Consider the following 21,470-nt stretch of genomic DNA (forward strand, 5'->3'; position numbering starts at 1 on the left):
GGCCTCCGGCTGTCCATCCCTCCCGATCCCGCTGTACCCATCCCCCACACCAAGGAGTCCCCATGCATCTCCGCACCCTGGCCTGCCTCGCCGCGGCCGCCCTCCTCCCGGCCCAGGAGGTCGACGTCAAGGCCGAGCTGGCCAAGCAGAACGCGCGCATCGCCGAGCTGGAGCAGAAGCTGGCGTCCAAGCCTGAAGCCAAACCGGAAGCCAAGCCTGAAGCCAAGCTCGGGGCCTTCAAGTTCCCCGCGGAACTGACCCCCTACATCCTCATCGACGCCACCCTGGGTTCCAAGACCAATGCCACGGCGGACGGGCGCACCAAGGTGGACTTCATGGAGTCCTGGTTCAGCGGCAGCCGCTGGGGCCTGAAGGGCGCCATCAAGACCAACGTCGACGGCCTCAGCGTGATCTACAAGCTGGAGAGCGAGTACTTCCTCTACGACGGCGAGCAGGGCAAGGCCAACACCCTGTTCAACCGCGACGCCTGGCTGGGCATCAAGAGCAAGGAGCTGGGTCAGATCACCTTCGGCCGCCAGAACACCCTGGCCCGCGACTTCGCGGTGATCTACGGCGACCCCTTCGCCCATGCCGAGGTGAACTACGACGAGGGCGGCTGGACCAACAACAACAACTTCAAGGCCCTGGTCTACTACGCGGGGGCCGTGAGTGTCGGCTCCCCCACGGGCGGGCCCGCCCAGACCCGCATCGACAAGGGCGTGGTGTGGAAGAAGGTCACCGACGGCGGCTTCGCCATGGGCGCGGCCTACAACCTGAACTACGAGCCGAACACCACCACAAAGAACTCCACGGCCTCCATGGCCCTGGGCTACAACGCCAAGGCCTTCCACCTGGCCGGCTTCTACACCCAGGCCAACAACAACGGCTACACGCAGAAGTCCGCCTCCCTGGGCGGGAACGTGAAGCCCCTCCCGTGGCTGCGCCTGAACGCCGGCTACTTCCATTACACCGCCGAGCAGGGCCTGAACCACCCGGACCGCAAGGACGCCGCCTTCACCGTGTCCGCCTCCATCCAGACCGATCCCCAGTGGAGCTACTACCTGGGCTTCCAGTCCATGAAGGCCGACGACGCCGGCTTGGGCGCGGCCACGGGCGCCTGGCAGAACCCCTTCGCCGACACGGCCAACAAGACCTTCTTCGTGTCGGGCCGCCGGGACACCACCTATGGCGCCGTGCGGCGCCACCTCAGCAAGAAGATGGAAGCCTACGTGGTCTTCGACTACCTGAAGCTGCATGACGCATTCCGGCTCTCGGCCAGCAACCCTCACGACTCCCAGACCGAGTTCGCCATCGGCATGCGCATCCGCGCCCTGTAGGCCGAATTCCCGCCGGGTCCGGAGCTCCCGGGCCCGGCGGCCTTTCCGCGAATCCCCACGCGCCGGGTCTCCCGGCCACTCCCAGCAGGTGCTGACATGTCCAATCCGGAATCCCAAGGCGGTGGATGGCAGGGGGCCAAGCCCCTCCGCCTCCTGGCCACCTTCGCGGTGGGCTGCCTCCTCTACGTCATCCTTCCGCGCGTCGCGCCGGTGCCCGATGCCAAGTTCTTCGCCGGCAGCGCCGCCGCCAAGGCCAAGAACGGCGCGAAGCCCGGCGAGAAGGCGGCCAAGCCCGCCGACAAACCCAAGCCCGCCGAGTCCAAGGCCGTTGAGCCCAAGGCGGCCGAACCCAAGGCTGCCGCTTCCACAAAGAAGCTGAGCCCCAAGGACCTCGAAGTCCAGCGCATCGAAGCCGAAGCCAAGCTCAAGTTCGAAGCCGCTGCCAAGGCCAAGGCGGATGCCGAAGCCAAGGTGAAGGCGGAGGCGGACGCCAAGGCCAAGGCCGAGGCCGAGAAGGTCCGCCAGGCGGACTGGGTCCGCGGCCTCCACCTCTTCGCCATCTTCGTGGCCACCATCCTCGGCATCATCCTCCGGCCCCTGCCCATGGGCGCCGTGGCCATGATCGGCGTGGGCCTCACGGCCATCACGGGGACGCTCCCCATCGCCGACAGTCTCAGCGGCTTCGCGGAGAAGACGCTCTGGCTCATCATCGTGGCCTTCATGTTCGCCCGCGGCTTCATCAAGACGGGCCTGGGCACGCGCATCGCCTATTTCTTCATGCGCCTGCTGGGCAAGCGCACCCTGGGCCTGGCCTACGGATTCGCCGCCACCGAATTCGTGCTGGCCCCCGTGGTGCCCAGCAACACGGCCCGCACGGCCGGCATCATCATGCCCATCATGCGCTCCCTGGCCCGGGCCTACGGCAGCAACCCCGAGGACGGCACCGCCCGCAAGATCGGCGCCTACCTCACCATGACCTGCTTCAACCTGGATCTCATCGTCAGCGCCATGTTCCTCACGGCCATGGCGGCCAACCCCATGACCCAGAAGTTCGCCGCGGACTTCGGCATCAACATCACCTGGAACAGCTGGTTCGTGGCGGCCATCGTGCCCGGCCTCGTGGGCCTGCTGGTGATCCCCTTCTTCTTCTACAAGCTCTACAAGCCCGAGATCACCGAGACCCCCGAGGCGGTGGAGATGGCCACGGCCAAGCTGAGGGAGATGGGCCGTCCATCCCTGTCCGAGTGGTTGATGGTCGCCGTGTTCAGCGTCGTGCTGGTGCTCTGGGTCATCGGCGAGAAGACCTTCGGCATCGACGGCACCACGGCCGCGCTCCTGGGCCTGGCCCTGCTGCTGCTGACCGGCGTGTTGACCTGGAAGGATGTCCTGGAGGAGCACAATGCCTGGGACGTGCTCATCTGGACCGGGGGCCTGATCATGATGGCGGGCTTCCTGAACAAGCTGGGCATGATCCCCTGGTTCAGCAAGGTGGTGGGTGCCTCCATGGCCGGCCACAGCTGGCAGTTCGGCTTCCTGGTCCTGGCCGTGACCTACTTCTACGCCCACTACTTCTTCGCCAGCATGACGGCCCACGCCGGCGCCATGTATGCGGCCTTCCTGGGCGTGGCCATCACGCTCGGCGCGCCGCCCATGCTCGCCGCGCTGGTGCTCTGCTTCTTCTCCAACCTGCACGCCAGCATGACCCACTACGGGACGGGCCCCGCCCCGGCCATGTTCGGCCTGGGCTACGTGCCCATCGGCACCTGGTGGCGCCTGGGCTTCATGGTCAGCGTCGTGAACATCCTCATCTGGGTGGTCGTGGGTGGCGCCTGGTGGAAGGTGCTGCACCTCTGGTAGGTTCGCAGTCACCGAGGGGGGCCCGTCTGGTGCGGGTCCCCCTCGCCCTTCCTGTTTCCCGCGGGTGACCATGACCGACCACGAGACCCTTCCCGAGGATTCACCAGGGCCCCGCTCCCTGACGGACCTCTTCCTCACCTTCACCTGGCTGGCTGTGCAGGGCTTCGGCGGCGTGATGGCCGTGGCGCACCGGGAACTGGTGGAGCGGAAGCGGTGGCTCACCCAGGCCGCCTTCGTCGAGGAATGGGCCGTGGCCCAGATCATGCCCGGGCCCAACGTCATGAACCTCTCGCTGGTCATCGGCGGCCGGCGCTTCGGCTGGCGGGGCGCCCTCGCCGCCATGGCCGGGATGCTCGCGCTGCCCCTGCTGCTGGTCCTGCTGCTGGCCGTGGCCTACGGCCGGCTGGGCCAGCATCCGGCCGTGGCCCGGGCCCTGCGCGGGATGGGCGCCGTGGCCGCGGGCCTGATCATGGCCGCGGGCCTCCGCCTCTCCGGGGGCCTGAGGGGCCATCCCCTCGGCGGACCCGCCTGCGGGGCCCTGGCCGTGGCCGCCTTCGGAGGCGTGGCCCTGCTGCGCTGGCCCATGCCCTTCGTGCTGCTGGGGCTCGGCGGCGTGGCCTGCCTGGCCACCTACGCGAGGCTGGACCCGTGACGGCCGGCCCGGAAACCCTCTCTCTGCACGGCTGGGACTGGCTGCAGCTCCTCGGCCACTTCCTCCTGCTGTCGCTGCTATCCGTGGGCGGCGCTCTCACCACGGCCCCGGAGATGCACCGCTACCTGGTGCTCCAGCAGCGGTGGCTCGGCGAGGCCCAGTTCAGCAGCTCCATCACGCTCGCGCAGGCGGCGCCGGGGCCGAACATCCTCTTCGTGGCCCTGCTGGGCTGGAACCTGGGCATGAACTCCGGCGGGCCGCTGCTGGCGCTGGCCGGGGTGGTCCTCGCCCTCACGGGCATCCTCCTGCCCAGCACCATCGTCACGCACCTGGCCTCGCAATGGGGGCACCGGAACCGGCATCTCCGCGGGGTGCGGGCCTTCAAGCAGGGCATGGCCCCCGTCGTCATCGGCCTCATGCTGGCCACCGGCTGGATCCTGGCCCGCGCGTCCCACGACTCCGCCCCGGCCTGGCCCCTGTGGCTGCTGACCGCCGCCACGGCCCTGCTGGTGTGGCGCACGCGGCTCCACGTGCTCTGGCTCCTGGCGGCCGGCGCCCTCCTGGGCATCCTCGGCGTGGTCTAGGCCCCGCCCCTACCACGGATCCCCCATGCAACCCTCCGTCCTCAGTGGCATCCGCGTCCTCGAGCTGGGCCAGCTCATCGCCGGGCCCTTCGCGGCCAAGATCCTCGGCGAGTTCGGGGCCGAGGTCATCAAGGTCGAGCCGCCGGGCGCCGGCGATCCCCTGCGCAAGTGGCGCCTGCTGAAGGACGGCACCTCGCTCTGGTGGCAGGTGCAGTCGCGCAACAAGCAGTCCGTGGCCCTGGACCTGCGGAAGCCCGAGGGCCAGGCCATCGTCCGCGCCCTCGCGGCAGAGGCGGACGTCCTCATCGAGAACTTCCGCCCAGGCACCCTCGAAGGCTGGGGCCTGGGGTGGGAGGAGCTCCACGCCCTCAACCCCGGTATGGTGATGCTGCGGATCTCGGGCTACGGCCAGACGGGGCCCTACCGGGACCGGCCCGGCTTCGGCGTCATCGGCGAAGCCATGGGCGGCCTCCGGCACCTCACGGCCGAGCCCGGCCGTACGCCCGTGCGGGTGGGCGTCTCCATCGGCGACTCGCTGGCGGGCCTGCACGGCGCCCTCGGCGTGCTGCTGGCCCTCTACCACCGCCAGGTGAACGGCGGCGAGGGGCAGGTCATCGACGTGGCCCTCTACGAGGCTGTCTTCCACATGATGGAGAGCCTGCTGCCGGAGTACAGCGCCTTCGGCGTGGTGCGCGAGCCCTCGGGCAGCGCCCTGCCGGGCATCGCGCCCACCAACGCCTACCGCTGCATGGACGGGGGCTACGCGCTGATCGCCGGCAACGGGGATGGCATCTTCAAGCGGCTCATGGCCCGGATCGGGCGGCCGGATCTGGCGGAGGATCCGGGCCTGGCCTCCAACGACGGCCGGGCGACGCGCGCCGCGGAGCTGGACGCCGCCATCGGCGCCTGGTCGGCGGAGCGGTCCCTGGATGAGGTGCTGGCGGCCCTGGACGAGGCGCAGGTGCCCGCGGGGCGCATCTACAATGCCCGGGACATCGCCGAGGACCCCCACTTCCGGGCCCGGGGCATGATCCTGGAGGCCCGGCTGCCGGATGGCCAGGCCATCGAGGTCCCCGGCATCGTGCCCAAGCTGAGCCTCACGCCCGGCCGGGCGGAACGCCCCGCGCCGGCCCTGGGCGCCGATACCGAGGCCGTGCTGCGCCGGGCGGGCGTCTCGGAGGCGGCCATGACGGAACTGCGCGCCAAAGGCGTCATCTGAGGGATCCCATGTTTGAGCGCTGCACGTCCCATCCCATCTTCATCCAGGAGGTCGGCCCCCGCGACGGCCTCCAGATCGAGGACCGCTTCGTCCCCACTGCCGACAAGATCGAGCTGATCGACGCCCTGAGCCTCTGCGGCCTGGCCAAGATCGAGGTCACGTCCTTCACGTCGCCCAAGGCCATCCCCGCCCTGGCGGATGCCGACGAGGTCATGCGTGGGATCCGGCGCGCCCTCGGCGTGGTCTACACGGCCCTGGTGCCCAACCTCCGGGGCGCCGAGCGGGCCCTAGCCGCGGGGACGGACGAGCTGAACCTGGTGATGTCCGCCAGCGAGGCCCACAACCTGCTGAACCTCCGCATGACCCGCGAGCAGTCCGTGGCGCGGCTCTTGGAGGTGGTGGATCTGGCCGCGGGAACCGGCGCGGCCCTGAACGTGTCGATCTCCACCAGCTTCGGATGCCCCATGGAAGGCGCGGTCCCCGAGGCCACGGTGCTGGGCCTGGCCGAGCGGTTCCTGGCCCGGGGCGCGGCGGGCATCACCCTCTGCGACACCACGGGCATGGCCCATCCGGGGCAGGTGGCCTCCCTCTGCGGGGCCTTTCGGGCACGGTTCCCGGGGGCGGAGCTCACGGCCCACCTCCACAACACCCGGGGCATGGGCCTGGCGAACGCGCTGGCGGCCCTGGACGCCGGGGTGGTCCGCTTCGACGCCTCCCTGGGCGGCCTGGGGGGCTGCCCCTACGCGCCGGGCGCCACCGGGAACATCTGCACCGAGGACCTGGTCCACATGCTCCAGGCCATGGGCCTCCCTGTGGCCGTAGACCTGCCGCGCCTCCTGGCGGCGGCCCGCAGCCTGCCCGAGCTGGTGGCCCACGACGTGCCCGGCCAGGTCATGCACGCGGGGCGCAGCCGGGACCTGCATCCGGCCCCCGCCAGCCTGGAGGCCATCCGGGCCCGGGCCCTGGCCTGAAGGGGGTCAACCCTCCCGGCCCTCCTCGCCCTCGTCGCTCCAGCCTTCGCCGTCCTCCTCCTGGGGCTTCTCCGGGACGCGGTAGCTCTCGCTGGCCCAGGCGCCCAGGTCGCGGAGCCGGCAGCGCTCCGAGCAGAAGGGTTTGAAGGGGTTGCCCTCCCAGGTGGTGGGCGTGCGGCAGATGGGGCAGGGACGAAGCGTCATGATGTCAGCATATCCCTTGGTAGATTTTGTTCAATCACGAAGAAAATATGAGTTAAAAATAGAAGATCATGTTGACGGGGGGTCCCTTTCCTCTATCCTATAGGGACAGGGTGGGCGCAGTCCGGCCTGCCCCCCCCCTCAGCAACCCTCAGAAGGAGCGACACCATGGGCAAGATCATCGGCATTGACCTCGGCACCACCAACAGCTGCGTGGCCGTCATGGAAGGCGGGCAGCCCAAGGTGATCCCGAACCCCGAGGGCGCGGACACCACGCCGTCCGTGGTGGGCTTCAACCCCAAGACCAGCGAGCGGCTGGTGGGCGCGCCGGCCAAGCGCCAGGCCGTGGCCCAGCCCAAGAGCACCATCTACTCCATCAAGCGCTTCATGGGCCTGCCCTACGCCGACTCCGACAAGGAGCAGAAGCTCGTCCCCTACACGGTGGAGCGGGCCGACAAGGGCGGCTGCGCCGTGGTGGTGAACGACAAGCACCTCAGCCCCGAGGAGATCAGCGCCGCGGTGCTGACCAAGATGAAGGAGGCCGCCGAGGCCTACCTGGGCGAGAAGATCACCGAGGCCGTCATCACCGTGCCCGCCTACTTCAACGACGCCCAGCGCCAGGCCACCAAGGATGCCGGCGCCATCGCGGGCCTGGACGTGAAGCGCATCGTCAACGAGCCCACGGCCGCGGCCCTCGCCTACGGCCTCGATAAGAAGAAGGACGGCACCATCGCCGTCTTCGACTTCGGCGGCGGCACCTTCGACATCAGCATCCTCGAGGTCTCGGAGGGCGTGGTGGAGGTGAAGTCCACCAACGGCGACACCCACCTGGGCGGCGACAACATAGACCAGGCCATCATCGATTGGTTGGCGGACGAGTTCCAGAAGGCCGAGGGCATCGACCTCCGCAAGCAGGCCGACGCCATGCAGCGCCTCAAGGAGGCCGCCGAGAAGGCCAAGATCGAGCTGTCCAGCACGACCCAGACCGACATCAGCCTGCCCTACATCACCGCCGACGCCAGCGGCCCCAAACACGTGAACCAGACGCTCTCCCGCGCCAAGTTCGAGCTGATGATCGAGCCCATCCTCCAGAAGCTGAAGGGTCCCTGCGAGAACGCGGTGCGGGACGCCAAGCTGGCCCACCACGAGATCGATGAGGTGGTGATGGTGGGCGGCTCCACCCGCATCCCCAAGGTGCTGGAGATGGTGAAGTCCATCTTCGGCAAGGAGCCCAACCACAGCGTGAACCCCGACGAGGTCGTGGCCCTGGGCGCGGCGGTGCAGGCGGGCGTGCTGGCGGGCGACGTGAAGGGCGTGCTGCTCCTCGACGTGACGCCGCTCAGCCTCGGCATCAACGCCAATGGTGGCCAGATGAGCGTCATCATCCCGCGCAACACCACCATCCCCACCAAGCGCAGTGAAATCTACACCACCGCCGTGGACAACCAGCCCGGCGTGGACATCGAGGTCTTCCAGGGCGAGCGGCCCGTGGTCGAGGGCAACAAGCTCCTGGGCCAGTTCCACCTGGGCAACATCGCGCCCGCGCCGCGCGGCATGCCGCAGATCGAAGTCACCTTCGACATCGACGCCAACGGCATCGTGCATGTGACCGCCAAGGACAAGGGGACGGGCAAGGACGCCAGCATCACGCTGACGGGCAGCACCGGCCTCTCCAAGGAGGAGATCGACGCCAAGGTGAAGGACGCCGAGGCCCACAAGGCCGATGACGAGGCCCGCAAGGCCCTGCTGGAGGAGAAGAACCACCTCGACCAGATGGTCTACCAGGTGGAGAAGCTCCTGAAGGACAGCGGCGACAAGCTGCCCGAGGCCGACAAGAAGGAGGCCGAGGAGGCCATCGTCGAGGCCAAGGCCGCCCTGGCCAGCCTGGACAAGGACCGCATCAAGAAGGCCCTGGAGACCCTCACGGCCAAGAGCCACAAGCTGGCCGAGACTCTCTACAAGCAGGAGCCTCCCGCGGATGGTGGCGGCACCCCCGGCGCCCCTCAGGGCGATGGCAAGAAGGGTGGCGACGACAACGTCATCGACGCCGAAGTCGTCAGTTAGCCTTCCCCGGGGGTCCCGCGCTCCGCTTCGCTGCGCGCACACCCCCGGACCCCCTCGCGGAGTCTCGGCCCAGCCGCGACTCCGCTTTTTTTCCGGCGAACGAAATCTTAGTGTCCTAGACTAAAGCCATGTCCCACCCCGACTACTACCAGATCCTGGGCGTGCCCCGGACCGCCTCGGAAGAGGACATCAAGAAGGCGTACCGCAAGCTGGCGCGGAAGCACCATCCGGACCTGAACCCGGGCGATGCCCAGGCCGAGGCCGAGTTCAAGAAGCTCTCCGAAGCCAACGAAGTGCTGTCGGACCCCGAGAAGCGGAAGAACTACGACACCTACGGCGATCCCAACGGCCCCGGGGCCCAGGTTCCGCCGGGCTTCGAGCAGGGCGGGGGCTTCTCCTTCGAGGACATCTTCGGAGGCTTCGCTGGGGGCGGCTTCGGCGGGCGCCCCATGCGCCACGGTCCCGAGCGGGGCGAGGACCTGGTCCACACCGTGCGCCTGGGCTTCCGCGAGGCCTTCGAGGGCACGCGCCTGAGCCTGCGCGTGAACCGCTCCGAGCCCTGCCTGGCCTGCCGCGGCACCGGCGAGAGCTCCCGGAAGCAGGAGGTCTGCCGCACCTGCAACGGCAAGGGCAAGCTGGGCGGCGGCGGCGGGTTCCTCTCCTTCGGCCGCACCTGCCCCGACTGCCAGGGCCGCGGCATGCGCGCCCCGGCCTGTCCCGAATGCGGGGGCGCGGGCCGGCATCCCCGCCAGGAGACCGTCACCATCGCCATTCCGGCCGGCGTGGAAGACGGCGCGAAGCTGCGCGTGGCGGGCAAGGGCGAGGCGGGCCGCCGGGGCGGCGGGCCCGGGGACCTCTACCTGCAGATCAGCATGGAGGCTGACGCCCGCTTCGAGCGCAAGGGCCCCAACCTCTACGTGAAGCTGCCCGTCAGCTTCTCCGAGGCGGCCCTGGGGGCCAAGGTGGAGGTCCCGACGCCGGAGGGCCACCAGACCATCAAGGTGCCCCCGGGCACCCAGACCGGCGCCAAGCTGCGCCTCAAGGGCCAGGGCATGCCCATCCCGAGGGGCAGCCAGCGGGGCGACCTGATCGCGGAAGTCGCCGTGGTGACGCCCCAGATCCAGGATGAGCGCAGCAAGGAGCTCCTCCGCGAGCTGGCGGAGCTGAACGACGCGGACGTGCGCAAGCAGCGGAGCGGGACTCATGGCTAAAGATCCGAGACTCGGCGCCTACATGATCGGCGTGGTGTCCATGCGCTACGGCGTGCATCCCCAGACCCTGCGCCTCTACGAGCGGGAGGGCCTGCTCACGCCCAGCCGCACCGAAGGCAAGACACGCCTCTACAGCGACGAGGACCTGGAGCGTCTGGAGTTCATCCTCAACCTCACGCGGGACCTGGGCGTCAACCTGGCCGGCGTGGAAGTGGTACTCACCCTGCGGGACCGCCTCAATCGCATGCAGGAGGACCTGGAGCGCCTGGCCCAGGCCCTGGAGGCCGCGGGCGTGAAGGACGTGCCCCGGCCGGCCAGCGGCACGGGCCTGGTGAAGCTCACGCCCCACGGATTGCGCAAGCGCTGAGGCCGATCGCAGTTGCCCTGGGGGCGCGGATCGCTTGCTATGCTGGTTCCTCCCCCAAGGTGTTCCGTGCCCCTCCGGCATCTCGAAGAGCGTTCGCTCGACAAGTACTTCGACTCCATCCGCCACCTGCCCCTGCTGACGGCGGAGGAGGAGCGCATCAACGGGCGCCTGTGGCAGAACGACCGCAACCCGGAAGGCCTCCGCAAGCTCGTGGAGGGCAACCTCCGCTTCGTGGTCAAGGAGGCCCGGAAGTTCGAGGGCATGGGCCTGGACCTGCTGGACCTCATCAGCGAGGGCAACCTGGGCCTCATCGAGGCCGCCAAGCGCTTCGATCCCGAGCGGCAGAACAAGTTCCTCACCTACGCCTCCTGGTGGGTGCGGCAGGCCATCTTCCACGCGCTCGCCGAGCACGGGAACAAGATCCGCCTGCCCCAGAAGGTGGCGGGCCACCTGGTGCACCTGAACCGCGTCACCCAGCGGCTGAGCCAGTCCCTGGGCCGGGTGCCCATGCTCCAGGAGATCGCGGAGGCTGCCAACCTCACGGTGGAGGAGGTGGAGCGTCTCCAGCTTCTCCAGCAGACCACCTCCACGGTCTCCACCGAGCAGGGCCTGGGCGATTCGGACCTCACCGTGGGCGACAGCTTGGAGCAGGAGGTGGAGCCCTCCGCCATGCACACGCTGGACCAGGAGGCCTTCCTGGAGCAGATCGAGGCCAGCCTCCAGACCCTCAGCGAGAAGGAACGCAAGATCATCTCCCTGCACTTCGGGCTGGGCGGCCAGGAGCCCCTGACCCTCGAGCAGATCGGCAAGCAGTTCAACCCGCCCATCTCCCGGGAGCGGGTGCGGCAGCTGGAGGAGCGCGCCTTCTCCCGCATCCGCGAGCGGCGCCGCGAGGTGCTCGGCGGCTTCCTGCGCGGCGGGGACGGGCCATGAGCGCCGCTGCGGAAGCTGGCCCGGCCGGAGCGGTCTCATGGTGAAGGGCCGCCCTGACTGCCCCCACTGCCAGGGGCAGGGCCTCATCTTCGATCCGGACCCCCAGAAACCGGTGCGGATATGCGGCTGCACGGCCGACGTGGCGCCGGACGCGGAGACCCTGGGCCTGCCCGCCCGCTACCGCGAAGCGGATTTCACCCGCTTCTGGAAGTGGTGGAACAACGCCCAGGCCAGCGGGGCCCGGTCCATGCTGGAGCGCGTGCCGGACCTGGAGGAGTGGCTGGCCCGGCCCGAGGAGGAGGTGGGGCCCATCCCCTTCCGGGACGACCTGGCCCGGCTCCTCGCGGCCCTCCGCAAACGGCCCGAGCACGGCATTCGTCCGGCGGGCGCCGAGGCCCTGTCCCAGTGGGCCACCACCGGCAAGCACAAGTTCCGCCACGGCTGGGAGCTGTGGTGGATCCATGGCCCCGCCCAGAGCGGCCGCAGCACCCTGGCCGCCGCCGCCCTGCGGGCCTGGACCGAGCGCACGGGCCGCGGCGGGCGCTTCGTCTCCGTGCGGACCCTCAGCCAGAGCATCAAGGACGCCTACTACGACATCCGCAGCTTCCAGAACCAGGCCTTCCAGAGCGTGCGCGATCTCATCGAGCCCCTCCAGGACCCGCCCCTCCTGGTGCTGGACGACTGGGACCGCATGGACTCGGACCTCCGTGTGGCCGCGGCCCTGGCGCAGCTGCTGGACCATCGCTACAGCGAGGAGCTGCCCACCATCCTCACGGCGGCCGGCCCGCCCGAGGCCCTGGATCGCCGGGAGAACCATCCCCTGGCCCGGCTGGAGGACGGCAGCCTGATGGAGCGGCTGCGCGGGGCGGAGCGCGTGGAGATGGTGCCGGCCCTGAAGCCATGGATCGATCGCGCGGGCGCGGACCGGTGATGAAAGCCCTGCTGCGCGGCCTGCTCCGCCTGCACCTGTCCCGGTCCCGGGGACTCTGGATCCTCACGGCGGGCCTGACGCTGGCCCTGGGCTTGGGGACCCTGCGCGTGGAGCGGGCCCTCGACCTGATGAGCCTGCTGCCCTCGGAGCATCCCGCCGTGCGGGCGAACCTGGAGGCCGGGGTCGGCCAGCAGGAGCTGATCTGGCTCGTGGCCGAGGGGAATCCGGCCGACCTGGAGGCCCGCCGCACCTGGGCCGAGGGCCTGGTGGACCGCCTGCTCACCAAGGGCGACCTGCCCCTCAACGGGCTGGCCGCCGAGGGTCGCCTGTCCGATCCCATCCCCGTGCCCGGGCCGGGAGGCGTGAGTCCCTGGCCCGCGCTCCTGGCCGTGGGGGCCATCACCGAAGGCGATGCGGCGGTGAGCCGGCTCACCACGGAAACCCTCTATTCCCTGGCCCCGGCCTGGCTGGGGGACCGTCTGGAGCCCCTCCGGGATCCGGCGGAAGTGAAGCGTCGCCTGGAGGCCACCGCCCGGGCCCTGGGCTCGCCGGAGCCGCTGGCAGCGGCCCTGGCGCGGCTGGATCCGCTGGGCCTGCGGACCCTCGCCCCCCAGAACGGTGAGGGCATGGCCAAGGCTGTGCAGCTGGGCCGCGCCTTCTCCCTGCGCATGCGGACCGGCTACCTGGAGACCAAGGATGGCCGCTTCGTCCTGGTACCCCTGGTGGCGGGCTTTCCCGCCTCGGACGTGAAGGCCACCACCCGTGTCCTGGCCTGGCTGGGACGGGGCGCCGAGGGGCCGCTGCCCCCGGCCGCGGCCCTGAAGGCCGTGGAGGCGGCCCTGACCCCCGGGACCGACCGGTCCTTCGCCCTCCAGGTCACGGGCGCCCACGCCATCACCGCCTGGGAGTCCCACCGGCTCACGGGCGAGGTGCTCCTCAGCCTGGCCCTCAGCTTCGTCCTCATCGGCCTCGTGTACTGGCTCGGCTTCCGCACCCTCGCCGGCTATGGCTTCGTCATGGGGCCCCTGCTCGTGGGCATGGTGTGGGCCCTGGGTCTCACGGGCTGGATCCTGGGGCGCGTCAACCTCATGGCCGCGGGCTTCGGCGCCGTGCTGCTGGGCGTGGGCGACGACGTGGGCATCATGCTCTTCAGCCGCTACCGCGAGGAGCGCCGGGCGGGCCGGGCCAAGGCGCGGGCCCTCCGGGCCGCGATGCTGAGCACGGGTCCCGGCGTGGTGGCCGGCGCCCTGGCCACGGCCCTGGCCTTCCTGGCCCTCGCCTTCGCACCTTTCCCTGGCATCCGGGACCTGGGGCTCACCACGGGCCTGGGCCTGCTGGCCTGCCTGGCCGCCACCTTCCTGGTGATGCCGCCCATGCTGATGGCATTGGACCGGGGCCGGGGCACCTTCGCCCCGGGGCCGCCCCCGCCCCGGCCCCGCCGCCGCGTCTGGGCCCCCTGGGCCGCCCTGGCCCTGCTGGTCCTGGCGCTGGTGGGCGCCCCCCGCACCCGCTGGGAGGAGGACCTCCGGCGCTTCCGGGCCCAGGGCAACCCGGCTCTCACCCTGCAGGCGCGGCTGACGAAGACCCTGGGCGCCAGCCTCCAGCCCCTGGCCCTCCAGATTCCGTTGGAGGACCCGGACCGTCTCCCGGCCCGGTGGAACCGGCTGAGCCCCATCCTCCGCGAGGCGGGCCTGCCGGTGCCCGACTGGCAGAGCCTCGACCCGGACCTGCAGCACGCCCTGGGTTCGGAGACCTGGCGACACCAGGTGCTGGAGGCCGCCGCCAAGGCGGGGCTGGACCCGGCGGGGCTGGAGGGGCCCCTGTCGGCCCTGGCCGCCGCCGCGGTGGATCCCTCCCAGCCCGTGCGAGCGCTCCAGGTCCTGTTGCCCCGGTCGGCGCCCGCTCCGGAGGGCCACCATCCCTGGACCCTCTGGGGCCACCTGCGCCACGGATCGCCCGCCCCCCTGGCCTCGGCCCTGACGGTCCCCATCCGGCTGGACGAGGCCTCCCTGCTCCGGCTCACGCCCGAGGTCGAGGCGGCCGGCGGGCGCTTCGTGGGCACCCAGCCCCTCTTCCGCGTGGTGAAGGGCATCGCCCGAGACACGGTCCGGCAGGCGGTGCTGCTGGCCCTGGCGGGCATCTTCGCTGTCATCGCCCTCTTCGGCCGCAGCCTGCGCTTCGGCCTGCTGGCCATGGTGCCCCTGGCGGCCAGCCAGGCGGGGGCCCTGGGGGCCCTGGGGTGGAGTGGCGAGCCCCTGACCTTCCTGTCCCTCATGGCCATCCCCATCGCCCTGGGCGTGAGCGTGGACACGGCCTTCAACCTGCTGCACCGGGCCCGGGGCGAGGCCGATGCCCCGGAACGCGTGGCCCGCGTGAACGCCGTCTGCGCCGGCACCACCCTCGCCGGCTTCGGTGGCATGGTCTTCAGCGGCTACCGCGGCCTGCGGGGCCTGGGCCTGGCCTGCCTGGGCGGCGTGGCCCTGGCCCTGGTCCTCACCCAGTGGCTGCTGCCCGTGCTGCTGGAGAAGTGGCCGTTGGAGAAGAAGTGAACCCGCTGAACGATCTCCTCCAAACCCGCCTCGCCTCGGGCCCCGTGCCCGCCTCGGAGGTCATGGCCCTGGGCCTCTACCACCCGGAGCACGGCTACTACCGCCGTCAGGAAGGCCCCTGGGGTTTCGAGGGCAAGGACTACTACACGGCCCTGGACCTGGGCCCCCTGCTGGGCCAGACGATCGCGCTGAGGCTGGAGGCGGCCTGGGAGCGCCTGGGCCGCCCGGCGCGCTTCACGGCCCTGGAGCCCGGCGCCGGCCGCGGCTGGCTGGGCCGCGACGTGCTGAACGCCGTCACCGGCCCCTTCGCCGAAGCCCTGGTCTACGTCCACCGCGACGACAACCCCGCTGCGAAAAAGGCTGCCGAGGAAGCCCTTTCGCCGTTCCTTGCGGCCAACCGCGCGCGGTTCGCTGCAGAACATGAACCTTTGGAACCGTTCATCGGTGTGGTGTTCAGCAATGAGCTCTTCGACGCCCTGCCCGCCCAGCCCTGGCGCTGGGACGGCGAGCGCTGGATGCGCGAGGTGCTGACGTCCGCGGGTCCCCAGTGGCAGGCGGCGGATCCGGGCGAGGCCGGCGCCTGGTTCGCGGAGCAGACCGACGGCCTGGAGCCCCGCGACGGCAGCATCTGGTGTGACGCACTTCCGCTTGTCGTCCGCGAGCTGGCGGCGCCCCTGGAGGCGGGCCTCTTCCTGGCCGTGGACTACGGCGAATCCGCGGACCGGCTGCTGGCCAAGGGCGCGGACCTGCGCCGCTTCAAGGCCCACACCGTGGACGGCAACTGGCACGAGGACCTGGGCGAGGCGGATCTGACCGCCGATGTCGACTTCACGCGCCTGGTGCGCCTGCTGGAGGGCGAGGGCTTCACGGATCTCGGCCACATGGAGCTGAGCAAGTGGATCCGCACCCACGCCCCCCTGGAGCGGTGGGCCCCCGGCTGGATGGCCCTGCCCCCCGCCGAGCGCGCCAAGCGCACCGAGAACCTCCTCCAGCTCACCCTGCCGGACCGGATGGGCAGCCGGTTCCGGGTCTTGGAGGGATGGAAGGAAAAGCGAGGTTAGCCACGGATGAACACAGATGAACACGGATCAGGAAACCGTCTGTGTTCATCCGTGTTCATCTGTGGCTCATTCCCGCTTATCTGACCAGACATTCACGCTCAGGCTGCTGGGCCGTGCCGCGTCATGGAACACGGTGTGGGTGGCCTTCCGGTAGTCCCCCGGCTTCGCGTCGTTGATGTTCATGAACACCTGGGGATTGCGGTCCATGAGGGGGAACCAGGTGCTCTGGATCTGGATCATCACCCGGTGGCCCTGCCTGAACGTGTGGAAGACATCGTTCATGGACCAGGCCACGCGGGTGGGCTGGCCGGGAACGAAGGGCGCCGGTGTCGAGAGGCTGTCCCGGTACTTGCCGCGCATGACCTCGCCCCGCACCAGCTGCTGGTAGCCGCCCATGGGATTGGGCGTGCGGTCCCAGGGGGAGCCGCTCTCCTTGAAATCCGGGTTCCTGAAGTCGTCGGGATAGACGTCGATGAGCTTCACCACCCAGTCGGCGTCCGTGCCCGTGGTGGCCACGAAGAGTTCCGGACGCAGGGGGCCCGCCAGGGTCAGGTCCTCGGCGAGGGGCCCGGTCTGGAACACCAGCACGTCCGGGCGTCGGCCGGCGAAGCGCTGGTCCGCGGTCATATAGTCCTTGGGCATGCCGATGGCGACCTTCTCGATGAAGGGAACAGGCTTCGACGGGTCGGAGAGGAAGGTGTCGGAGCCGCCGTCTGGCGAGGGCGGCGTCAAGGAGAGATTGCCGTTGGGCTGAAGGTAGAGCTTCGCGTCCCGGGCCTGCGCCGGCGGCCAGGCGTCAAGCCGGTGCCAGCGGTTGGCGCCGGTCTCGAAGACCGTGGCCTTGGGCAGGGCGGGCTCCTTCGCACCCTTCAGGTGCTGCATGAAGAAGGGGAAGAGGACTTCGGTCTGGAACCAGGTGGCGGTGTCAGCTCTGAACTGCACGGGGCCCAGGTGGTCGCCCTTGCTGCGCTCCCAGCCTCCGTGGAACCAGGGGCCCATGACCAGGCGGCTGTCGGTGGCAGGGCTCTGGCGGCCCAGGGTCTTGAACACCTGCAGGGTGCCGAAGAGGTTCTCCGCGTCGAACCACCCGCCCACGGTGAGTACCGCGGGCTTCACGTCCTTGATGTGGGGGCGGAGGTTGCGGGCCTGCCAGAAGGCGTCGTAGTTCGGGTGATCCAGCATCTCGTTCCAGAAGGCCACCTCCTTCGTGTACTGCCGGGTGGCGCCCGTGGATCCCAGCCGCAGGAACCATTCGTAGCCGTCCGAGGTGGTGCGGCGGAACGGCGTGCCCCACTCCGAGGTCGGCTTGGGCCGGGGCTTGCCGAAGTTCACCATGAAATTGAAGGCATGGGGCAACCACAGGGCGCCGTTGCGGTGGAAATCGTCGCCCTGGAACCAGTCCACGATGGGCGCCTGGGGGGAGACGGCCTTGAGGGCCGGGTGGCCCGACAGCATGCCCACCGCCGTGTAGAAGGCGGGATAGCTGATGCCCCACTGGCCCACCTTGCCGTTGTTGGACTCGACGTGCTTCACCAGCCAGTCGATGGTGTCGTAGGTGTCCGTGCTCTCGTCCACGGCCGCGCCGCTGGCAGCGCGCTGGGGCCGCATGTTCACGAAGTCGCCCTCGGACATCTTCTGCCCGCGTACGTCCTGGTAGACGAAGATGAAGCCCTCCTTCTGGAAGGGGGCCGAGGGTCCCAGGTGGGACGGATAGGCGTCGGGGCCGTAGGGATAGACGCTGTAGGGGGTGCGCTGCAGGAGGATGGGATAGGTCCGGCCGGTGGCCCTGGGCGTGTAGATGGCCGTGAACAGCTTCACCCCGTCGCGCATGGGGATGAGCACCTCGCGCTTGGCGTACTGGTCGCGGACCGAGGCGACGGCCGCCGCCGATTCCACCGCCGGCCCTTCCGCCCACGATGCTCCTAGCGCAGCGGCTGGCGCGCCCGGGGCGCCGAGAAGAAGGATCGGGAGGAGCGCGGCGCGAAGGGCGCGGGTCAGGGACATGGAGGCTCCGGGGGCGAGGCATCATGATATGCGGCATGACGCACACCCGGGGGGATCCCTGTCATTGCATCAATTAGGACCTGCCTTCCCGCAATAAGCCTCGACGGGAGAAGGCCCTTTTGATGAACTGGAGGGTGCTCCCATCCGGGGCCGCATCCAATCCAGGGGTTCCGCACCATGTCCCATCCGACCTGCCGACAACCCGCCGAGTGGGATCCCCACAGCGCCTGCTGGCTGGCCTGGCCCGGCCACGGCCACCTCTGGCGGGAGAACCTGGCCCCGGCCCAGGCGGAGTGGACGGCCCTCTGCCTCGCCATCGCCGGGGAGGGCGGCGAGGCCCTGGACATCCTGGTGGGGGACGAGGCCACCGAGGCGGCGGCCCGGCGGGCCCTGACGCCGGTGGCGGACCGGGCGCGCTTCCACCGGGTGCCCGTGGGCGACATCTGGCTGCGGGACACGGCGCCCATCTTCGTGAAGGATGGCGCGGGCGCCCTGCAGGCCGCCTGCTTCGGGTTCAACGGCTGGGGCGGGAAGTACCTCCTGCCCGGCGATGACCGGGTGGCGGGCCGCGTGGCGGCCCTCAGCGGCGCGCCCCGGCGCGACCACGCCTTCATCCTCGAGGGGGGCTCCGTGGAGGTGGACGGGGAGGGCACGGTGCTCACCACCCGCCAGTGCCTGCTGAACCCCAACCGCAACCCGGGCCTGGACCAGGCGGAGCTGGAAGCGGCCCTGGCCGACGGCCTCGGCGCCGAGAAGGTGCTGTGGCTGGACGAAGGCCTCCTGAACGACCACACGGACGGCCACATCGACACCCTGGCCCGCTTCGTGGCGCCGGGCGTGGTGGTCTGCATGGAGGCCCGGGACGCGGCCGATCCCAACGCCGCCACCCTGGATCGCCTCGGCGCCGACCTCGCCGCCATGACCGACGCCCGGGGGCGGAAGCTCCGGGTCGAGCGCATCCCCTCGCCCGGCGTGGTGCGGGACGAGGAGGGCGAGCTCATGCCCGCCAGCTACGTGAACTTCTACATCGGGAACCGCAGCGTGGTGGTGCCCACCTACGGCACGCCCTACGATGAAGAGGCCGTGGCCGCCCTGGCGCGGCTCTTCCCGAACCATCGCGTGGTGGGCCGCTCCGCCCGCGCCATCCTCAGCGGCGGCGGCGCCTTCCACTGCATCACCCAGCAGCAGCCGGAGGTCCGATGAGCGCCGAGTCTCGAATCATCCGCGTCGCCGCCACCCAGTGCGCCTTCACGGGAAGCCTCGACGAGAACGTGGCCCGGGTGGAGGGCCTCGTCCGCGAGGCCGCCGCCACGGGCGCCCAGGTGATCCTGCCCTCCGAGCTCTTCGAGGGCCCGTACTTCTGCCGGGAGGAGAAGGACGCCTTCTTCGACTGGGCCCGGCCTGCGGAGGGCCACCCCACCATCGCGCGGTTCCAGGCCCTGGCGAAGGAACTGGGCGTGGTGATTCCGGTCTCCTTCTTCGAGAAGGACGGGCCCCACCACTACAACAGCCTGGCCATGGTGGACGCGGATGGTTCCGTGCTCGGCGTCTACCGAAAGAGCCATATCCCCGACGGGCCGGGCTACGAGGAGAAGTTCTACTTCCGCCCCGGCAACACGGGCTTCAAGGTCTGGGACACCCGCTTCGGGAAGCTGGGCGTGGGCATCTGCTGGGACCAGTGGTACCCCGAGTGCGCCCGAGCCATGATGCTCATGGGCGCGGAGCTCCTGTTCTACCCGACTGCCATCGGCACCGAGCCCGAGAGCCCCGACCTGGACACCAAGGACCTGTGGCAGCGGGCCATGATCGGTCACGCCGTGTCCAACGTGGTGCCCGTGGTGGCCGCGAACCGCGTGGGGACGGAGGGCGGCCAGACCTTCTACGGCCACTCCTTCATCGCCAACCACCGCGGCGACAAGGTGGCCGAGCTGGGGCGCACGGGGGCCGGCGTGATCACCGCCGACTTCGACCTCGAGGAGATCCGCCGGAACCGCGCCTCGTTCGGCTTCTTCCGGGACCGCCGGCCGGAGCTCTACGGGATCCTCGCCAGGGCCTAGGAATCCCCTAGCCTTCGCCCAGGATGGCCGCCACGGCGGTGTAGGGATCCTGGGCGTGGTCGGCGATGGCCTGGATGGCGGCTTCCAGGCGGGCGGGGCCGGTGCGCTCCCGTACCCGGCGCAAGGCGGCCTCGGCCAGGAGCGACTCGAAGCGCAGGCGGGCCCGCTCCCGGGCCTTGCGGGCCAGCCCGCCGTGGGACCGCAGCCAGGCGCCATGCTGGCGGACCTGCGCCAGCAGCTCCGGCACGCCTTCGCCCCGCTGGGCCACGGTGCGGAGCACCGGCGGATCCCAGGGCCGCGCGGCCGCCATGGACTTCATGGCCGTCAGCTCCTGCTCCACCTGGTCGGCGCCGTCGCGGTCGGCCTTGTTGATCACGAAGAGGTCCGCCACCTCCATGATGCCGGCCTTGATGGCCTGGATCTCGTCGCCCATGCCCGGCACCAGCACCACGCAGCAGGTCTGGACGCAGCTCACGACATCCACCTCGTCCTGCCCCACGCCCACGGTCTCCACGATCACCGTGTCGAAGCCCGCGGCGTCCAGCAGGTCGATGGCGTCCTGGGTGGCCCGGGCCAGCCCGCCCAGCGCCCCGCGCGTGGCCATGCTCCGGATGAAGATGCCGGGGTCGGCGGCGATGCGCTGCATGCGGATGCGGTCGCCCAGGATGGCCCCGCCACTGAAGGGCGAGGTGGGGTCCACGGCCAGGATGCCGACCCGCTGGCCTTCCGCGCGCAGGGTGCGGGCGAGCTGGTCCGTGAGGGTGCTCTTGCCGGCGCCGGGGGATCCCGTGATGCCGATCACGACTGCCCCGCCCAGTTGGGGCCAGAGGCGGGCCATGAGGGCGCGGGCCTCGGGGTGGCCATTTTCCATCCAGGAGATGGCCCGGCCCAGCGCCCGCGCCTCCCCGCGGCGCAGGGGCTCCAGGAGATCGGCGGCAGAAGGCATGGGCCCAGGATGCCATCACCCCGCCGGGACCGGAACTCGCCGGGGCGGATCCGATGGGGTACCCTAAACCTTCCGGCCCGCGCCGCAGTAGGACCATACAACGATGATCAAAGGGCTGAAACCCTCGAAAGACCCCGCTTCCGGGGACGCGGCGCCGGAGGCGACGCGCGGGCCGGGCCAGGCCCCGGTCCGGCTGACCAAGCGGGCGCCCGTGGCTCCTCCAGACCCCAAGTCGCCTCGGGAGAAGATCTGCGCCGAGTGCGGCATGCGCTTCAAAGTGGAGACCGGCCAGAAGTTCTACCTCTGCCCCGATTGCTACCGCCGCTCCTTCACGTACAAGCGGAAGGGGGGGAAGGAGGCCACCCGGGTGCTCACCCACATCACCTGCGCCACCTGCGGGGCCCAGGAGTACCTGCCCTTCGTGCCCGAGGATCCCGCCAAGGCCCTGTGCCGGGCCTGCTACGCCAAGGATCGGCCGGAACCCAAGGCCGCTCCCCGGCACTCCCGTTCATGAGTCAGGAGATCT

At 70.4% G+C, this 21,470-nt stretch carries 19 protein-coding genes; 16 read left to right on the top strand and 3 right to left on the bottom strand.

Going from position 1 to position 21,470, the window contains the following annotated elements:
* Window positions 1-62: 62 nt before the first annotated feature.
* The 6 genes from MLG87_RS11550 to MLG87_RS11575 all read left to right on the top strand — a co-directional run bounded on the left by MLG87_RS11550 (window position 63) and on the right by MLG87_RS11575 (window position 6,620).
* On the top strand, window positions 63-1,337 hold the full coding sequence (locus MLG87_RS11550; RefSeq protein ID WP_243295322.1) for a porin: 1,275 nt from the start codon (window positions 63-65) through the stop codon (window positions 1,335-1,337).
* A 96-nt stretch (window positions 1,338-1,433) separates the two neighbouring features.
* Entirely contained in the window at window positions 1,434-3,194 is a 1,761-nt protein-coding gene (locus MLG87_RS11555; RefSeq protein WP_243295323.1) for an anion permease, read from the top strand.
* Between the two features lie 70 nt (window positions 3,195-3,264).
* Window positions 3,265-3,846 carry a chromate transporter gene (locus tag MLG87_RS11560; protein WP_243295324.1) on the top strand — a complete coding sequence of 194 codons (582 nt, stop codon included), beginning with the start codon at window positions 3,265-3,267 and terminating at the stop codon, window positions 3,844-3,846.
* A complete protein-coding gene (locus tag MLG87_RS11565; RefSeq protein WP_243295325.1) occupies window positions 3,843-4,430 on the top strand; it encodes a chromate transporter in 588 nt (195 codons plus the stop codon). Before MLG87_RS11560 ends, MLG87_RS11565 begins: the two co-directional genes overlap by 4 nt.
* A 25-nt stretch (window positions 4,431-4,455) precedes the next feature.
* A complete protein-coding gene (locus MLG87_RS11570; RefSeq protein ID WP_243295326.1) occupies window positions 4,456-5,649 on the top strand; it encodes a CaiB/BaiF CoA transferase family protein in 1,194 nt (397 codons plus the stop codon).
* A gap of 8 nt (window positions 5,650-5,657) precedes the next feature.
* Window positions 5,658-6,620 (top strand): hydroxymethylglutaryl-CoA lyase, encoded by a 963-nt coding sequence (locus MLG87_RS11575; protein WP_243295327.1) that lies wholly within the window; start codon window positions 5,658-5,660, stop codon window positions 6,618-6,620.
* A 6-nt stretch (window positions 6,621-6,626) separates the two neighbouring features.
* On the opposite strand, the gene MLG87_RS11580 is transcribed toward MLG87_RS11575, so the two are convergent.
* Window positions 6,627-6,824, bottom strand: coding sequence for a DNA gyrase inhibitor YacG (locus MLG87_RS11580; protein WP_243295328.1), 198 nt, complete (start codon window positions 6,822-6,824; stop codon window positions 6,627-6,629).
* A 165-nt stretch (window positions 6,825-6,989) separates the two neighbouring features.
* On the opposite strand from MLG87_RS11580, the gene dnaK reads away from it, so the two are divergent.
* The 7 genes from dnaK (at window position 6,990) to MLG87_RS11615 (ending at window position 15,937) form a co-directional block, all read left to right on the top strand.
* A complete protein-coding gene (gene dnaK / locus MLG87_RS11585; protein WP_243295329.1) occupies window positions 6,990-8,885 on the top strand; it encodes a molecular chaperone DnaK in 1,896 nt (631 codons plus the stop codon).
* A gap of 128 nt (window positions 8,886-9,013) precedes the next feature.
* Window positions 9,014-10,096, top strand: a complete 1,083-nt coding sequence (gene dnaJ / locus MLG87_RS11590) for a molecular chaperone DnaJ (RefSeq protein WP_243295330.1) — start codon at window positions 9,014-9,016, stop codon at window positions 10,094-10,096.
* Window positions 10,089-10,463, top strand: coding sequence for a MerR family transcriptional regulator (locus MLG87_RS11595; protein WP_243295331.1), 375 nt, complete (start codon window positions 10,089-10,091; stop codon window positions 10,461-10,463). Before dnaJ ends, MLG87_RS11595 begins: the two co-directional genes overlap by 8 nt.
* Window positions 10,464-10,529: 66 nt before the next feature.
* The gene (locus MLG87_RS11600; protein WP_243295332.1) at window positions 10,530-11,396 is read left to right on the top strand and encodes a sigma-70 family RNA polymerase sigma factor; all 867 of its coding nucleotides are present in this window, start codon (window positions 10,530-10,532) and stop codon (window positions 11,394-11,396) included.
* Between the two features lie 37 nt (window positions 11,397-11,433).
* Entirely contained in the window at window positions 11,434-12,327 is an 894-nt protein-coding gene (locus tag MLG87_RS11605; RefSeq protein ID WP_243295333.1) for a P-loop NTPase family protein, read from the top strand.
* On the top strand, window positions 12,327-14,876 hold the full coding sequence (locus MLG87_RS11610; RefSeq protein ID WP_279341243.1) for an MMPL family transporter: 2,550 nt from the start codon (window positions 12,327-12,329) through the stop codon (window positions 14,874-14,876). Before MLG87_RS11605 ends, MLG87_RS11610 begins: the two co-directional genes overlap by 1 nt.
* Entirely contained in the window at window positions 14,873-15,937 is a 1,065-nt protein-coding gene (locus tag MLG87_RS11615) for an SAM-dependent methyltransferase (protein ID WP_243295334.1), read from the top strand. The genes MLG87_RS11610 and MLG87_RS11615 overlap by 4 nt, the downstream gene beginning before the upstream one ends.
* Before the next feature lie 66 nt (window positions 15,938-16,003).
* Here the strand turns inward: MLG87_RS11615 and MLG87_RS11620 are convergent, their stop codons facing one another.
* Complete coding sequence (locus MLG87_RS11620) at window positions 16,004-17,941, bottom strand: CocE/NonD family hydrolase (protein ID WP_243295335.1); 1,938 nt, start codon at window positions 17,939-17,941, stop codon at window positions 16,004-16,006.
* A 177-nt stretch (window positions 17,942-18,118) separates the two neighbouring features.
* Here MLG87_RS11620 and MLG87_RS11625 point away from each other — a divergent pair, with 177 nt between their 5' ends.
* The gene (locus tag MLG87_RS11625; RefSeq protein WP_243295336.1) at window positions 18,119-19,144 is read left to right on the top strand and encodes an agmatine deiminase family protein; all 1,026 of its coding nucleotides are present in this window, start codon (window positions 18,119-18,121) and stop codon (window positions 19,142-19,144) included.
* Window positions 19,141-19,998: an N-carbamoylputrescine amidase gene (gene aguB / locus MLG87_RS11630; protein ID WP_243295337.1), complete on the top strand. Its 858-nt coding sequence runs from the start codon at window positions 19,141-19,143 to the stop codon at window positions 19,996-19,998. The genes MLG87_RS11625 and aguB overlap by 4 nt, the downstream gene beginning before the upstream one ends.
* Window positions 19,999-20,005: 7 nt before the next feature.
* Here the strand turns inward: aguB and meaB are convergent, their stop codons facing one another.
* Window positions 20,006-20,944 carry a methylmalonyl Co-A mutase-associated GTPase MeaB gene (meaB, locus tag MLG87_RS11635; protein ID WP_243295338.1) on the bottom strand — a complete coding sequence of 313 codons (939 nt, stop codon included), beginning with the start codon at window positions 20,942-20,944 and terminating at the stop codon, window positions 20,006-20,008.
* Between the two features lie 265 nt (window positions 20,945-21,209).
* On the opposite strand from meaB, the gene MLG87_RS11640 reads away from it, so the two are divergent.
* Window positions 21,210-21,458, top strand: coding sequence for a hypothetical protein (locus MLG87_RS11640; protein WP_243295339.1), 249 nt, complete (start codon window positions 21,210-21,212; stop codon window positions 21,456-21,458).
* Window positions 21,459-21,470: the final 12 nt, after the last annotated feature.

The sequence above is a fragment of the Geothrix mesophila genome, from assembly GCF_022808835.1.
In the GTDB taxonomy this organism is placed as follows: Bacteria; Acidobacteriota; Holophagae; order Holophagales; family Holophagaceae; genus Geothrix; species Geothrix paludis.

Excerpts from the sequence above, each read along its gene's own strand:
- MLG87_RS11550 (WP_243295322.1), top strand. The coding sequence starts at position 63 with ATGCATCTCCGCACCCTGGCCTGCCTCGCCGCGGCCGCCCTCCTCCCG.
- MLG87_RS11555 (WP_243295323.1), top strand. The coding sequence starts at position 1,434 with ATGTCCAATCCGGAATCCCAAGGCGGTGGATGGCAGGGGGCCAAGCCC.
- MLG87_RS11560 (WP_243295324.1), top strand. The coding sequence starts at position 3,265 with ATGACCGACCACGAGACCCTTCCCGAGGATTCACCAGGGCCCCGCTCC.
- MLG87_RS11570 (WP_243295326.1), top strand. The coding sequence starts at position 4,456 with ATGCAACCCTCCGTCCTCAGTGGCATCCGCGTCCTCGAGCTGGGCCAG.
- MLG87_RS11575 (WP_243295327.1), top strand. The coding sequence starts at position 5,658 with ATGTTTGAGCGCTGCACGTCCCATCCCATCTTCATCCAGGAGGTCGGC.
- MLG87_RS11580 (WP_243295328.1), bottom strand. The coding sequence starts at position 6,824 with ATGACGCTTCGTCCCTGCCCCATCTGCCGCACGCCCACCACCTGGGAG.
- dnaK (WP_243295329.1), top strand. The coding sequence starts at position 6,990 with ATGGGCAAGATCATCGGCATTGACCTCGGCACCACCAACAGCTGCGTG.
- dnaJ (WP_243295330.1), top strand. The coding sequence starts at position 9,014 with ATGTCCCACCCCGACTACTACCAGATCCTGGGCGTGCCCCGGACCGCC.
- MLG87_RS11595 (WP_243295331.1), top strand. The coding sequence starts at position 10,089 with ATGGCTAAAGATCCGAGACTCGGCGCCTACATGATCGGCGTGGTGTCC.
- MLG87_RS11605 (WP_243295333.1), top strand. The coding sequence starts at position 11,434 with ATGGTGAAGGGCCGCCCTGACTGCCCCCACTGCCAGGGGCAGGGCCTC.
- MLG87_RS11610 (WP_279341243.1), top strand. The coding sequence starts at position 12,327 with ATGAAAGCCCTGCTGCGCGGCCTGCTCCGCCTGCACCTGTCCCGGTCC.
- MLG87_RS11620 (WP_243295335.1), bottom strand. The coding sequence starts at position 17,941 with ATGTCCCTGACCCGCGCCCTTCGCGCCGCGCTCCTCCCGATCCTTCTT.
- MLG87_RS11625 (WP_243295336.1), top strand. The coding sequence starts at position 18,119 with ATGTCCCATCCGACCTGCCGACAACCCGCCGAGTGGGATCCCCACAGC.
- aguB (WP_243295337.1), top strand. The coding sequence starts at position 19,141 with ATGAGCGCCGAGTCTCGAATCATCCGCGTCGCCGCCACCCAGTGCGCC.
- meaB (WP_243295338.1), bottom strand. The coding sequence starts at position 20,944 with ATGCCTTCTGCCGCCGATCTCCTGGAGCCCCTGCGCCGCGGGGAGGCG.
- MLG87_RS11640 (WP_243295339.1), top strand. The coding sequence starts at position 21,210 with ATGCGCTTCAAAGTGGAGACCGGCCAGAAGTTCTACCTCTGCCCCGAT.